Source organism: Vibrio sp. SBT000027 (assembly GCF_963894355.1).
Lineage (GTDB): Bacteria > Pseudomonadota > Gammaproteobacteria > Enterobacterales > Vibrionaceae > Vibrio > Vibrio splendidus.
This window is the reverse complement of sequence record NZ_CAWQGD010000004.1, coordinates 582,625-596,346: the sequence shown is the minus strand read 5'-3', so window position 1 is coordinate 596,346 and position 13,722 is coordinate 582,625. Positions and strand designations below refer to the sequence as shown.

At 44.9% G+C, this 13,722-nt stretch carries 12 protein-coding genes; 5 read left to right on the top strand and 7 right to left on the bottom strand.

What is annotated here, in order from left to right; all coding sequences use genetic code 11:
• Positions 1 to 62 precede the first annotated feature (62 nt).
• Positions 63 to 1,328, bottom strand: coding sequence for a DUF2066 domain-containing protein (locus tag AACU28_RS12605; protein WP_121603020.1), 1,266 nt, complete (start codon positions 1,326 to 1,328; stop codon positions 63 to 65).
• A gap of 278 nt (positions 1,329 to 1,606) precedes the next feature.
• Between AACU28_RS12605 and AACU28_RS12600 the strand changes: the two genes are divergently transcribed.
• Positions 1,607 to 2,845: a uracil-xanthine permease family protein gene (locus tag AACU28_RS12600; protein ID WP_004734317.1), complete on the top strand. Its 1,239-nt coding sequence runs from the start codon at positions 1,607 to 1,609 to the stop codon at positions 2,843 to 2,845.
• A 150-nt stretch (positions 2,846 to 2,995) separates the two neighbouring features.
• Here the strand turns inward: AACU28_RS12600 and upp are convergent, their stop codons facing one another.
• Positions 2,996 to 3,622: a uracil phosphoribosyltransferase gene (upp, locus tag AACU28_RS12595; RefSeq protein WP_004734318.1), complete on the bottom strand. Its 627-nt coding sequence runs from the start codon at positions 3,620 to 3,622 to the stop codon at positions 2,996 to 2,998.
• 168 nt (positions 3,623 to 3,790) lie between these two features.
• On the opposite strand from upp, the gene purM reads away from it, so the two are divergent.
• Both purM and purN read left to right on the top strand, forming a co-directional pair.
• Positions 3,791 to 4,831: a phosphoribosylformylglycinamidine cyclo-ligase gene (gene purM / locus AACU28_RS12590; RefSeq protein WP_004734319.1), complete on the top strand. Its 1,041-nt coding sequence runs from the start codon at positions 3,791 to 3,793 to the stop codon at positions 4,829 to 4,831.
• 120 nt (positions 4,832 to 4,951) lie between these two features.
• Positions 4,952 to 5,638: a phosphoribosylglycinamide formyltransferase gene (gene purN / locus AACU28_RS12585; RefSeq protein ID WP_121603019.1), complete on the top strand. Its 687-nt coding sequence runs from the start codon at positions 4,952 to 4,954 to the stop codon at positions 5,636 to 5,638.
• Positions 5,639 to 5,778: 140 nt separating this feature from the next.
• On the opposite strand, the gene AACU28_RS12580 is transcribed toward purN, so the two are convergent.
• Together AACU28_RS12580 and lpcA are read right to left on the bottom strand one after the other, a co-directional pair.
• Positions 5,779 to 6,624 carry a class II glutamine amidotransferase gene (locus tag AACU28_RS12580; protein ID WP_017080724.1) on the bottom strand — a complete coding sequence of 282 codons (846 nt, stop codon included), beginning with the start codon at positions 6,622 to 6,624 and terminating at the stop codon, positions 5,779 to 5,781.
• A gap of 65 nt (positions 6,625 to 6,689) precedes the next feature.
• Positions 6,690 to 7,265 (bottom strand): D-sedoheptulose 7-phosphate isomerase, encoded by a 576-nt coding sequence (gene lpcA, locus AACU28_RS12575; protein ID WP_004734322.1) that lies wholly within the window; start codon positions 7,263 to 7,265, stop codon positions 6,690 to 6,692.
• A gap of 327 nt (positions 7,266 to 7,592) precedes the next feature.
• Here lpcA and fadE point away from each other — a divergent pair, with 327 nt between their 5' ends.
• Complete coding sequence (gene fadE / locus AACU28_RS12570; protein WP_121603018.1) at positions 7,593 to 10,058, top strand: acyl-CoA dehydrogenase FadE; 2,466 nt, start codon at positions 7,593 to 7,595, stop codon at positions 10,056 to 10,058.
• A gap of 162 nt (positions 10,059 to 10,220) precedes the next feature.
• On the opposite strand, the gene AACU28_RS12565 is transcribed toward fadE, so the two are convergent.
• Both AACU28_RS12565 and dnaQ read right to left on the bottom strand, forming a co-directional pair.
• The gene (locus tag AACU28_RS12565) at positions 10,221 to 11,468 is read right to left on the bottom strand and encodes a TIGR03503 family protein (protein ID WP_102444477.1); all 1,248 of its coding nucleotides are present in this window, start codon (positions 11,466 to 11,468) and stop codon (positions 10,221 to 10,223) included.
• Positions 11,469 to 11,477: 9 nt separating this feature from the next.
• Positions 11,478 to 12,245, bottom strand: coding sequence for a DNA polymerase III subunit epsilon (gene dnaQ / locus AACU28_RS12560; protein WP_017084141.1), 768 nt, complete (start codon positions 12,243 to 12,245; stop codon positions 11,478 to 11,480).
• 56 nt (positions 12,246 to 12,301) lie between these two features.
• On the opposite strand from dnaQ, the gene rnhA reads away from it, so the two are divergent.
• Positions 12,302 to 12,766: a ribonuclease HI gene (gene rnhA, locus AACU28_RS12555; protein WP_004734327.1), complete on the top strand. Its 465-nt coding sequence runs from the start codon at positions 12,302 to 12,304 to the stop codon at positions 12,764 to 12,766.
• A gap of 138 nt (positions 12,767 to 12,904) precedes the next feature.
• Here the strand turns inward: rnhA and AACU28_RS12550 are convergent, their stop codons facing one another.
• Positions 12,905 to 13,687 (bottom strand): class I SAM-dependent methyltransferase, encoded by a 783-nt coding sequence (locus AACU28_RS12550; RefSeq protein WP_004734328.1) that lies wholly within the window; start codon positions 13,685 to 13,687, stop codon positions 12,905 to 12,907.
• Positions 13,688 to 13,722 lie beyond the last annotated feature (35 nt).

Below are 13,722 nucleotides of genomic sequence, written 5' to 3'. Positions count from 1 at the left end.
GATTTCTCTTGCAGGGCTTTTTTCATGAATTCATTTCAATCGGTCATGTCAGAAGACAATCACTAGCGAACCCATTCGTATACTAGGCTTGGCTTAGCATGTACTGGCGCAACAACTGTTAGCTCTTCCGAGCCAGACATATTCGTTAGCTTAGCATCCGCTTCAGTTGATAACTCACTACCTTTGATGACTTGAACACTTGGGTCAGCTTCGTTAGCCGTCGCTTCTGCGCCATCGTCCAGGGTCGTATCAGTAACAGCTGCTGAATCATCGCCTACAGACATGGTGTTGTCTTGCGTTTTAAATTCAGGGCTCACTTCAGGTTCAATATAAGATTCTTCAACCTTTGCGACTTGGCGAATGCTTTCCACTTCTTGCTCAAACTCTTGTTGAGTCGACAATAAGTGAATTCGGAAAGTTACTTCGTTATTCTGAATTTTCAAAATATCTAAGCTTGCCACCGAGTTTAAACGCTTAAGTGCATTCTCCAATTGGAAGAAGTCTTGTGCGTTATTCAGGCTAATAAATTGCGTTAAAATCGACTCTGATGATTCACTTGCTACTGTCACCGCACTTTTACCTGCGTAGTAGTTACTGATTTGGTCGACAAGTTTCTTAGAAGTCGTCGCGCTGTTGCCCGATAGCGAACCACTGACTGGCGATTTTGGTGCACTCGTCAATTGGTTTGGCTTTTGATCGTATAGAGTCCAACGTAGACCTGAAGATTGAGCTTTTATCACCAGAACAGCATCAACCGGGTAACGCTGACTCGCTTTACTGATCGGTGTAACAAAGCTACCCCAAAGATCAGAGGTCGCAATACCCGTAATGTCATCAAAATCACCCACTGGTAGCGTTAGAGGCAAACCTCGCTCTTTTGCGTTGGCTTGTAAACCTGCCGCTAATTGTGAGTTGGAGTGTTCCCACACAATATTCTTGTCGTAGTTCTGTTCTTCCACCAGCCAAACAAGGATATTTGAGCGAGTATCAGGCCAGTACGGCAATTGTGCTTGAGTCAGTAGCGAACGGATTTGAGCGCCGTTAAAACGCATGCGCAATGTTGATTGGTCATTGCTTTCACCAAAACTCATTTGAGACATGTACTGCGAACTCTTACGCATCGCCTTTTGAATCGTCTCATTCGAAGCGACATCAGTTTGACCAGTCGCACGTATCAATACCTGCTCCATGCCGGTATTTCTTGCCACTTGTTCTGGCTGTTTGTTTTCAGCGTTAATCGCAACTTCAGCACTAAAGATATCTACTTGAGTTAAGGCATAACTCGGAGAGGCTAATAGTCCCATCAACAACAATGCTATGTAGCGCATACTGATCCTAATATTCAAATCTTGTGCCTAGATGATAAGCAACTATGGATTGAGGGGCAAGGTCGATAGCGCCCACTGTGTTTAATAACCACAAAATATCACCTGGCCATGATAAATCGCTCACTTATAAACTGAATTTTTCGAGCTTTGACGAATATAAAATATCACTAAGATAAATAAATTTGATCTATTTGGTGTGGCAATCGATTGCTAAGTGATAGAATCCCGCGAATTTTATTTTTCACTTTTCATATAACGACCATTTTTAAGGACATAACATGAAGAATGCTCTGCAAGGTGCACAAATGCTGTTTGTAGCTTTTGGTGCGCTTGTATTAGTGCCGCTACTGACTGGACTCGATCCCAACGTTGCACTCTTTGGCGCGGGTATCGGTACCCTTTTATTCCAACTTATTACACGCCGTTCAGTGCCAATCTTCTTAGCGTCTTCTTTTGCATTCATCGCGCCTATCATGTTTGGTATTCAAACTTGGGGTGTCGGTGCAACTATGGGCGGCCTAATGGCAGCAGGTGTCGTGTATGTATTAATGGGCGCATTGATTAAAGTGCGTGGCGTAGCCTTCATCCATAAACTGCTTCCACCCGTGGTGGTTGGCCCTGTGATCATGGTTATCGGCTTAGGTCTTGCGCCTGTTGCAGTAAACATGGCGCTAGGTAAAACCGGCGATGGTGCGGTTCAACTTATCGATGCAGACGCCGCGTTATGGATCTCGTCTATTTCATTGCTAGTGACGATTGTCATCAGTGTTTTCTCGAAAGGCTTCCTTAAATTATTGCCTATCTTTGGTGGCATTGTTGCGGGTTACGTAACGAGCTTGGTATACGGTGTCGTTGATTTTACCCCCGTAGCTCAAGCAGCTTGGTTAGCGCTACCAAACTTCACTGCACCAGAGTTCAACATCAACGCTATCTTCTTTATGGTGTTTGTGGCAATTGCACCTGCTGTTGAGCACGTGGGCGACATGCTTGCTATCTCGAACGTAACCGGTAAAGACTACCTTAAGAAACCAGGCTTACACCGCACTATTACTGGTGATGGTGTGGCAACGATTGCCGCTTCTATGCTGGGCGCGCCACCCAATACAACCTACAGTGAAGTAACGGGTGCTGTAATGCTGACTAAAGCATTCAACCCAGTGATCATGACTTGGGCAGCAGTGACAGCGATTGTTCTGGCTCTAGTAGGTAAGCTAGGCGCTCTTCTGCAAACGATCCCAGTTCCTGTGATGGGCGGCATCATGATTCTACTATTTGGTTCTATCGCAACCGTAGGCTTGAATACTCTAATTCAGAATAAAGTAGACCTACATAAATCACGCAACCTTGTGATTGTGGGTATTACGTTAGTCTTCGGTATTGGCGGCATGGCATTTGGCATCGGTGACTTTAGCCTACAGGGCGTAAGCTTATGCGGTATCGTGGCAATCCTACTTAACCTAGTCCTTCCTGAAGAATTAGGCGACAACACCGTAGTAGACAAAGCTCAAATCGATTAATTTATCGGTAAGGCTAGATTCAAAAGAATCACAACCTAACAAGATCAAAAAAGGGAGAGCATCGAATGCTCTCCCTTTTATTTATACGGCTAATTAAGCAGGTTCAGTTAAGTTTAAAAACTCTTTAAATTAACTTAAACCGAAACTGAATTACTTAGTACCGAAGATCTTATCACCAGCATCGCCAAGACCAGGAACAATGTAGCCCTTGTCGTTTAGCTTCTCATCGATTGCAGCCGTGTACAGCTCAACATCTGGGTGCGCTTTTTCTAGAGCAGCGATACCTTCAGGAGCAGCAACAAGCACAAGAATCTTAAAGTGCTTACAACCTTTCTCTTTCATAAGGTCGATAGTCGCGATCATAGAACCACCCGTCGCAAGCATTGGATCTACCACTAGAGCAATACGCTCGTCGATGTTAGATGCAAGCTTGTTGAAGTATGGTACTGGCTCAAGTGTTTCTTCGTCACGGTAAATACCAACAACGCTGATGCGTGCACTTGGGATGTGCTCTAAAACGCCGTCCATCATGCCTAGACCAGCACGTAGGATTGGCACTACAGTTACTTTTTTACCTTTGATTTGGTCAACTTCTACTGGACCGTTCCAACCGTTAATCGTCACACGCTCAGTTTCAAAATCTGATGTCGCTTCGTATGTTAGAAGGCTACCCACTTCTGTCGCTAGCTCACGAAAACGCTTAGTGCTAATGTCACCTTCACGCATCAGGCCAATTTTATGTTTTACTAGCGGGTGTTTCACTTCAACAACTTTCATTTCCAACTCCGGCAATATTTAAACAAACCTGTAGATTATACACGAACTGTGGGGTTATTTCAGAATCTTTATTCTAATAAAAAAAACGCGCAAACGTTTGCTCTTGGTAATCAAGCCCTGTTAGAATAGCGCCGTTTTCACATCCAACTTAAGTTCGAGGACTATCCCGTGAGTGGTAATACTTCTTCTCTAAGCTACAAAGACGCTGGTGTTGATATCGACGCAGGTAATGCACTAGTAGACCGTATCAAAGGTGCTGTTAAACGCACTCGTCGCCCTGAAGTAATGGGCGGTATTGGTGGCTTTGGCGCCCTATGTGAACTTCCAACGAAATACAAAGAGCCAGTACTTGTTTCAGGTACTGATGGTGTTGGTACTAAACTTCGCCTTGCTTTGGATCTGAAAAAACACGACACCATTGGTATCGATCTAGTGGCAATGTGTGTGAACGACTTAATCGTTCAAGGTGGTGAGCCGTTATTCTTCCTAGACTACTACGCAACAGGTAAGCTAGATGTAGATACAGCTGCAGACGTTGTTTCTGGTATCGCTGAAGGTTGTGTTCAAGCTGGCTGTGCACTAATCGGTGGTGAAACGGCTGAAATGCCTGGCATGTACGAAGGCGATGACTACGATGTTGCTGGCTTCTGTGTTGGTGTCGTAGAAAAAGCTGACATCATCGATGGCACTAAAGTAGCTGCAGGTGACGCACTTATCGCTGTTGGTTCAAGTGGTCCACACTCAAACGGTTACTCTTTAATTCGTAAAGTTCTAGAAGTTTCTGGTGCTGATAAAAGTGAAGAGCTAGAAGGTCGTACTATTGGTGAGCACCTACTAGAACCGACTAAGATTTACATCAAATCGGCACTTAAGATGATTGCTGAGCATGACATTCATGCTATCTCGCACATCACAGGTGGTGGTTTCTGGGAAAACATCCCACGCGTACTTCCTGAAGGCACTAAAGCAGTGATTGACGGAAAAAGCTGGGAATGGCCTGCTATCTTCAACTGGCTACAAGAGAAAGGGAACGTGGAAACATTTGAAATGTACCGCACTTTCAACTGTGGTGTAGGCCTAGTTGTTGCTCTACCTAAAGATCAAGCAGACGCTGCTGTTGAACTACTGAAAGCTGAAGGCGAAAACGCTTGGGTTATCGGTGAGATCGCAAACTCTGAAGCTGGCGAAGAGCAAGTAGAAATCAAATAAGTGATACGCTCACTTACTTAGTTAATCAATGAGGACCTTATGGTCCTCATTTTGCTATTTAGCCCGCAGAAAACCTTAGTTTATGTAGGTACATTGTAAATACTTCGGTTAACCAATCGCATGACCCACTCTATGAAGAACAGCCATTCTATGAATAACAGTCACTCTAAGAAAAACATCGTCGTTTTACTCTCAGGAAGCGGAAGTAACTTGCAAGCCATTTTGGATGCCTGTAACAGCCACACGATTGACGCCTCTGTTAAGGCCGTTTTCTCAAATAAAGCGGATGCTTTTGGTCTAGAGCGTGCAAAATCAGCAGGTGTTGACGCTCACTCGGTGAATCCAAAAGAATTTAACTCCCGTGAAGAGTTTGATCATGAATTGATGGTTCAGATCGATGCGTACCAACCCGATCTAATCGTACTCGCTGGCTATATGCGTATTCTGAGTTCAGAGTTTGTTCGCCATTACGCGGGGAAAATGATCAATATCCACCCTTCTCTGTTACCTAAGTACCCAGGCCTACACACCCACCAGCGTGCCATTGATGCGCAAGACAAAGAACACGGCACCAGCGTTCACTTTGTTACCGAAGAACTCGATGGTGGCCCTGTGATCTTACAGGCTAAGGTGCCAGTATTTGGAGATGATGATGCTGACATGTTAGCAAGTCGAGTGCTGACTCAAGAACACTGCATTTACCCTATGGTCTGTAAATGGTTTGCCGAAGATCGCTTATCGATGGTAAACGGGCAAGCTGTCTTAGACGGTAAAGTATTAGGCAATCACGGTTACGCAGAAGAGTAATTCGTATAACGGTTCTCGCAAAGTAAATCACTGAAGAGCAGCCCTTAAAAATCAGAAAACAAAAAGGCCGCTTACTGACTTATTAGTTCAGTAAGCGGCCTTACTTTTGTTCGGATCAAAAATGATACTATTCGGAACGTTTAGCTCAATGGCTCAGTTGGTGCTTGGCTTGCAACCTTTTTAGGTGCATAAGCAACACCTTCCAATGCTTTGTGGTTATTGCCGATCAGCTCACCAAAATGAAACAACGCGTATTCGCCCGGCTTCATTCTAAACCACTCTTCATTGCATGTTAGAGGCTGAGTTGCTACCACCGTGACCACATCATTCGGCGTGGTCTCTTCTTGGAAGTTTATCTCAACATCTTCATCAATCAGGCTCGCATTACCAAAAGGCGCGCGTCTTGTTATCCAGTACAAATGATTCGTACAGTAGGTCATCACGTACTCGCCATCACTGAGTAACATGTTGAAGACGCCTTTCTCTCTTAGCTGGTCACAACACTCAGCGACAAAGCGAAACATACCTTCCATGTCTTGAGGTGGCTCAGGAAAACGGTCTTCTAGTTGTTTCACTAACCAACAGAAAGACAGTTCACTGTCCGTCTCACCGACCGGTCTGAAACGACCACTAACCAGATCATCGTAATCCGTTAATTGGCCATTATGTGCGAAGGTCCAGTATCGTCCCCAAAGCTCACGGGTAAATGGGTGAGTATTTTCTAGATTAACGCCACCACGATTGGCTTGACGGATATGACTGACAACAGCTTGACTTTTAATTGGGTAGTTTTGAACCAACTCAGCGATCTTGGATTCACAACTAGGGTTAGGATCTTTAAACGTACGGAAACCCTTTCCTTCATAGAAAGTAATACCCCAGCCATCGCGGTGCGGGCCGGTATTGCCTCCACGCTGCATAAGACCAGTAAAGCTAAAACAAATATCAGTTGGCACATTCGCGCTCATACCGAGCAATTCACACATGGTTTAATCTACTCCCTATCAAAACCAATGGAGCCTAAGTTGGGCCCCAAATGTCTTTAAAACTATTATTCCATTTCTTTTTCAACAAGCTGAATCACAATGTGGATGATCTTAATGTGAATCTCTTGGATGCGGTCAGCGTAACCAAAATGTGGAACTCGAATTTCGATATCGGCACAACCTGCCATTTTACCGCCATCTTTACCGGTTAGCGCAATGGTTTTCATGCCTTTAGCTTGAGCAGCTTCAATCGCTTTCAAAATGTTGGCAGAGTTACCTGAAGTCGATAAACCAAACAACACGTCCCCCTTACGACCTACCGCTTCTACATAACGAGAAAATACGTGGTCGTAGCCAAAGTCGTTACTTACACAAGATAAATGGCTAGGATCTGAAATCGCAATACCAGCGTAACCTGGACGATTTTCACGGTATCGGCCAGTCAGCTCTTCCGCGAAGTGCATCGCGTCACAGTGTGAGCCACCATTACCACAAGAAAGTACTTTACCTTCTTGCTTAAATGAATCTGCAATCAGTTTTGCGGCAGCTTCAATTTGGGCAATGTTATGGTCATCACTCAAGAACTTGTTAAGAACGTCAGCAGCTTCGTTCAATTCACTTTTGATTAGGTCATGGTACATAAGGCTTATCTCTTATATTTTTTTACGCAACTTAAAGTACGTGAAATGAGAGCTGAGGGTTTTTCCCTCTATTACCTGAGTTTACCCACAAACATGAAATAGTGTCGACACTTAAGCCCAAAGATTGCCACCTTTATTAGCCTGTCACTGCCGATCCGCCCAAATATTCGCCACCAACCTCTCACAATTAGAACTTTAACTCTATTGAGATCACTTTTTATCCACTTTAGAGTTTTACAAATATTTAATATTTTGTTTACACTTGACTGGTTAGACCTCTTACCTAAACTTAATAACAATAAGTGATCTCTGAAAAGGAAATCGATCATGAACATATTGCTCTCCCTACTCGGCATGACAGCTGTCTTAAGCGTCTGTCTTTACCATAGAGTTAGCCTAGTACGCGCATTAATCGTATTAACCGGCGCAATGGTAGCATTAACACTGTTTGGCGGCGTAGCTGTCACTGGCTGGCTTTGTTATCTCTTAGCCATTGCGATTTTTGCTGTACCGGCAATTCGTCAGACACTGATCAGTCAAAAAGCGCTTTCTTTGTTTAAGAAAGTACTGCCTGCAATGTCTCAGACAGAAAAGGAAGCATTAGAAGCGGGTACTGTATGGTGGGAAGCAGAGCTGTTCAAAGGCAAGCCTGAATGGAAGAAACTTCAAAACATCGCTGACCCGAAGCTGTCTGAAGCTGAGCAAGCATTTTTAGATGGTCCAGTAAATACAGTGTGCGAAATGGTCAATGATTACCAAGTAACGCATGAGCTGGCTGATTTGCCACCAGAAGTATGGCAATACCTGAAAGACCATAAATTCTTCGCAATGATCATCAAGAAAAAGTATGGCGGTTTAGAATTCTCAGCTTACGCTCAATCTTTAGTGCTACAAAAGCTAACGGGCGTTTCTAGCGTATTGTCATCAACCGTTGGTGTACCTAACTCGTTAGGCCCAGGTGAGCTATTGCAGCACTACGGTACAGAAGAACAAAGAAACCACTACCTACCCCGCTTAGCGGAAGGTAAAGAGATCCCTTGTTTTGCCCTAACTAGCCCAGAAGCAGGCTCAGATGCAGGTTCAATCCCCGATTACGGCATCGTATGCAAAGGTCAATGGCAAGGCGAAGAAGTTCTAGGTATGCGCCTCACTTGGAACAAGCGCTACATTACCCTTGCACCTGTCGCAACAGTATTGGGACTTGCGTTTAAATTACGAGATCCAGACGGCCTACTTGGTGACAAGCAAGAGCTCGGTATCACTTGCGCGCTTATCCCTACAGATTTAAAAGGCGTGAAGATTGGTAATCGTCACTCCCCACTTAACGTACCGTTCCAAAATGGCCCAACCCAAGGTGATGCTCTCTTCGTTCCTATCGATTTCATCATTGGTGGCCAGAAAATGGCCGGCCAAGGCTGGCGTATGCTGGTTGAGTGTCTATCTGTTGGTCGTGGTATCACACTGCCTTCAAACTCAACGGGCGGCATTAAATCGGCCGCGCTGGCAACCGGTGCTTACGCTCGTATTCGTCGCCAGTTCAAACAACCTATTGGTCGTATGGAAGGGGTTGAAGAGCCGCTTGCACGCCTAGCAGGTAATGCCTACGTAATGGATGCAGCGAGTAACCTAACGGTTGCAGGTATCGATCTTGGCGAAAAGCCTTCGGTTATCTCAGCAATTGTGAAGTACCACTGTACTCACCGTGGCCAACGCAGCATCATCGATGCGATGGATATCGTCGGTGGTAAAGGTATTTGCTTAGGCCCATCAAACTTCTTAGCTCGTAGCTACCAAGGCGCGCCAATCGCGATTACCGTGGAAGGTGCCAACATCCTAACTCGTTCGATGATCATCTATGGTCAAGGTGCAATTCGTTGTCATCCTTACGTACTGAATGAAATGGAAGCCGCTTATTCTGAAAGCAGCGATGCGCTTGATAAGTTTGATTCAGCGTTAGCAGGACACGTTAGCTTTACGATGAGCAACCTAGTCCGCAGTGTGTGGTTTGGTTTAACTGATGGTCGAGGCTCAAACACGCCAACACCATCTAATAAAGCGGACAAACAAACTCAACGCTACTACCAAAAATTGAACCGCTACAGTGCCAACTTAGCGCTACTTTCTGACATTTCAATGGCCGTTTTGGGTGGTTCACTGAAACGCAGAGAGCGCCTATCAGCAAGATTAGGCGATATCCTAAGCCAACTGTACCTAGGTTCAGCAACACTTAAGCGCTTCGAAAGTGAAGGCAGCCACGCTGAAGACTTGCCGTTAGTACATTGGGGTATGCAAGATAGTTTACGTCAGACTGAAGTTGCGATTGATGAGTTCCTAGCGAACTTCCCTAATCCTGTGATTGGCCGTTTACTTCGTGTTGTGTTGATGCCATTCGGTCGCATTCGTCGTGCACCAAACGACAAACTGGATAGCCAAGTCGCGCACATTCTACAAACGCCAAGCGAAACACGTTCTCGTATCGGCCGTGGCCAGTACTTGGAAGCGACTGAATACAACCCAGTAGGTAAGATTGAAAAAGCGTTAGAAGTGATTCTTCAAGCAGAACCTCTATTCAACAAAGTCTGCAAAGAGACGCACCAAAAGCGCGCTTTCTTACGACTAGACCTTGTTGCTCAATTAGGGTTAGAGAAAGGCATCTTAACGCAAGAAGAGGCAAATTTGCTGATTAGCGCAGAGGAACATAGACTGTACACGATTAACGTTGACGACTTCTCTCCAGAGGAGCTTGCAGCAAAGTCTCAGTACCCAGACCAATCGATTGATAACGTCGCTTAAGGTTAGAAAAAGAAACAAAAACGGGACTCCTATGAGCCCCGTTTTTTTTGTTCATGACATCGTTGTCACAAATTTTAATACTTACATTCTCGAGGCTTACTTTCTCGAGATTTGTTCTCTCGAAGTTTGCTCTCTCAAGACAACTCTAATGATATAGGCGAGTTACTTAGGAGCCTTAAGCTGCATCTCTGGTTGAGCTTTTTTCTTCGCCTTTACCCGACGAACCACAAACCAAATCAATAAACCTAATAGAATCGCGACCACATTACCCACCGCAATAATGATCATACTGCGCTGTCTGTCATCTTCTCGCTTCTGAAGTATCATCAACTCTGCTGCGATACGCTTTTGCTCAGCAAGCGCTTCTTCTTGCAGGCGTCGTGACTCCGCTAAGTCGATATCTTCAACAACGCTGTACGAGTGCTCAGTAATGGGAAAGATCAATGGACGTTGGCTTGAGGCATCAGTGGCGTAAACCATCCCCGACCAGTTATAAATCCCCAAATCGCCATTATAAGGCACCTCTAAAGCGACTTTCATTGCATCGACTTCAGCTTGGCCCTGCTTATACATTTGGTATTCATCCGGAGCCTTGTGTTCAACATGAACCGCTAACGAACTCGGCGCAATCATGCCCGGCTCCCCTGAAACGACAATCGTATGAGGCTGCCCCTCTTTTCGAGACTGAATGAAGGTTGTAGTGATCGGTGTTGGGTACACCAAAACTTCTTGCTCTTGCGCTCGCAGGAACACACCATTGCCAGAAGTAATACGCGCGCGGTATTTACCTGGCTCAATATCAATCGGCAACGACACAGTGAAAACGCCATCTCCGGCTTTTTCATCAAGACCACTGCCATCGTCGGCAAACTCGCCCATCACAACCGGAATTGGGCGCGCCTCTCTCACTAAAGACTCTTCATTTTCAACGAACTTAGTAAAAGTGACCTTAAGTTTCACGCGATCTAAAAAATCACGCAGCACAAGAGGCTTGCCGTCAGAGGTCAAACGAGCCGTAAATTTAATGTGTTCGGTTTGATACAGTTTGTCTGGGAAGTCATTGGCATCCAAAACAAGGTGAGACAATAGCTTGATGTTGTTCTTAGGTGAGACCTTACCAACCGCTTGCCAAGGTCCTGGCATCGGTTTGTCGATAGAGATAATGTCCATGGATGATTCTTCGTACCAACGGACATTATCAGCATTGCGCCAAGAGTAGTATTTCTTGCCATCCGGACGAACCAAAACGACAGGTTTAGAGTTATCGGCTCGATAAATCACAAAGGTAACTTGTTCAATACTGGGATCAACTCGAAAACGGTTGTCCAATAAACTCATTACGGATTCTGTTGCCGCATGTAAGCTAAAGCTTAACAGCAATAAGTAACCAGTAGCCAATACCCTTAACATAGTTTCTCCCTACTGACGCCAGAGGCAGCTTCCGCTTTTCTCGACGAGATCTAAACGACTTTGATGCGCTTCTACTTCATCGGCCGTAGCTCGTAAAACCTTTAGGGATTTTCGACCACTTTCTGCTCTTCGTATACTTTCACCTTCACCTTCCTTTTGGCCGGCGTTAAATTGCAGCGAAGTTTGCCCACCCGTCATCAATAAATAGACGTCGGCTAGGATCTCCGCATCGAGCAATGCGCCGTGGAGAGTACGGTGCGAGTTATCAATACCGTAACGATCACATAAGATATCTAGGTTGTTTCTTTTGCCTGGAAATATCTTCTTCGCCATGGCCAAGGTATCGGTAACTTTACAGTAGTCATCCGTTTTACCTATCGCAGGGTTGAGCTTCTCAAATTCATAGTCCATAAAACCCGTATCGAAGGGCGCGTTATGAGCTACCAGCTCAGCACCTTTGATAAAGTCGAGAAACTCTTTATGTATGTCTTGGTATTCTGGCTTATCAATCAAGAATTCATCGGTAATACCGTGAACGCCAATCGCCTCTTCTTGAATCGCACGATCGGGCTTTATATAGACGTGGAAGTGACGCCCGGTCAGCCTACGGTTGATGATCTCTACCGCACCAATTTCAACGATGCGATGCCCCATATAGTGAGGGCCACCTTCTGTATTCATACCGGTGGTTTCGGTATCGAGTACAATGATGCGCTTATTTTCGTCCGAACTGTTTTTTTCGTTCGTGTTTTGTTCTGGAGTGCTACTGGTATTCATAAGGATAACTGTGTCAGACTATGCCGATAATGTGCTTGAGGTAATAGTATCAAATCATGACGAAACAAGTTGAAATTTTCACTGACGGTTCTTGTTTAGGCAACCCAGGTCCTGGTGGCTATGGCATCGTACTTCGCTATAAAAAAGTAGAAAAGACACTAGCCGAAGGCTTTACACTAACGACCAACAACCGTATGGAAATGCTCGCAGCTGTCATCGCTCTCCAAGCACTCAAGGAACCTTGCTCTGTAATTCTGACCACGGATAGCCAATACGTTCGCCAAGGCATCACACAGTGGATCCACAACTGGAAAAAGCGTGACTGGAAAACCGCCGACAAGAAACCGGTTAAAAACGCAGACCTGTGGCAAAGGCTCGATAAAGAAACTGCTCGTCATAGTGTTGATTGGCGCTGGGTTAAAGGACACGCTGGGCACCGAGAAAATGAAATGTGTGATGATTTAGCGCGAAATGCAGCGGAGAATCCGACTCAAGAAGATACGGGCTATCAACCAAGCTAACCGTCTTTTAAATGAGATGCAGATTTCAGAAACAGATTCATACTTTCCAAACCTGATTGATAGTTTCCTAACCTGATTGATAGCTTCTTAAACTAGTTGATAATTGATTAACCTAATTAATAGATGAAAAGCCGACTACTAGTCGGCTTTTTCTGTTTTCAACGGATATGAAGCTTTAGCTGAATCCATGGTACGACGCGTATTGGTCCTAAAGCTTGCTCCAACCGGAGAGAAACGTCGCTTAAGGTGCCAATGTGGCTTGATAGGCTTAAGTGGGTAAGTTCGTTTACGAGCAACAATAAAGTATTGGCTACCAGCAAAGGAAGCACAGCCGCCTAAACTATTCTCCAACCACGTCCACATCGCCTGATACTTACTCATCGGAAATAGTGCATAGGTATCGCAGTGAATCACTTCGTAGTTCAATACACCTAACCAGTCTTTAATTCGGTTTGGCGTGTACATACGTCCACTCCAAGGCAAGCTGTTCTTTCGCCAAGGCAGTAAACTTGCGAGTCCGGTAATACTAAACGGATTGAAGCCAGTAATGATGATATAACCATCGTCCATCATCACTCGGTCGACTTCTCTCAATAATCGATGCGGGTCATTGCTATAATCTAACTGATGACTCAGCACCACAACATCAAAGCTTTTCTCCAAAAAGGGTAAATTATAGACATCCGCTATCACATTATGTAATGGGTTCTGGATATCTAGGTTTACTTGATGTTGAATGTTGCATGTGCAGCTAGAAATCTCACTACTGAGACCGCCAAGCTTGAGCATATGGTAACCAAATAGCTTTGGGCACCACTCATCGAGTCGAGTTTGAATAGATTCTCTCAACCAGTCCCCATTGTGCAATTGTGCCCAAGTGTAAGGACGCTCAAACTTCTTTCTGCTACGTGCTGGCTTCATCAATAACCTGTCTCACTTATTCTGTCTCACTAAAA

Excerpts from the sequence above, each read along its gene's own strand:
- dnaQ (WP_017084141.1), bottom strand. The coding sequence starts at position 12,245 with ATGAATACCAGTAGCACTCCAGAACAAAACACGAACGAAAAAAACAGT.
- AACU28_RS12600 (WP_004734317.1), top strand. The coding sequence starts at position 1,607 with ATGAAGAATGCTCTGCAAGGTGCACAAATGCTGTTTGTAGCTTTTGGT.
- upp (WP_004734318.1), bottom strand. The coding sequence starts at position 3,622 with ATGAAAGTTGTTGAAGTGAAACACCCGCTAGTAAAACATAAAATTGGC.
- AACU28_RS12565 (WP_102444477.1), bottom strand. The coding sequence starts at position 11,468 with ATGTTAAGGGTATTGGCTACTGGTTACTTATTGCTGTTAAGCTTTAGC.
- lpcA (WP_004734322.1), bottom strand. The coding sequence starts at position 7,265 with ATGTACCATGACCTAATCAAAAGTGAATTGAACGAAGCTGCTGACGTT.
- AACU28_RS12550 (WP_004734328.1), bottom strand. The coding sequence starts at position 13,687 with ATGAAGCCAGCACGTAGCAGAAAGAAGTTTGAGCGTCCTTACACTTGG.
- rnhA (WP_004734327.1), top strand. The coding sequence starts at position 12,302 with ATGACGAAACAAGTTGAAATTTTCACTGACGGTTCTTGTTTAGGCAAC.
- AACU28_RS12605 (WP_121603020.1), bottom strand. The coding sequence starts at position 1,328 with ATGCGCTACATAGCATTGTTGTTGATGGGACTATTAGCCTCTCCGAGT.
- purN (WP_121603019.1), top strand. The coding sequence starts at position 4,952 with ATGACCCACTCTATGAAGAACAGCCATTCTATGAATAACAGTCACTCT.
- AACU28_RS12580 (WP_017080724.1), bottom strand. The coding sequence starts at position 6,624 with ATGTGTGAATTGCTCGGTATGAGCGCGAATGTGCCAACTGATATTTGT.
- fadE (WP_121603018.1), top strand. The coding sequence starts at position 7,593 with ATGAACATATTGCTCTCCCTACTCGGCATGACAGCTGTCTTAAGCGTC.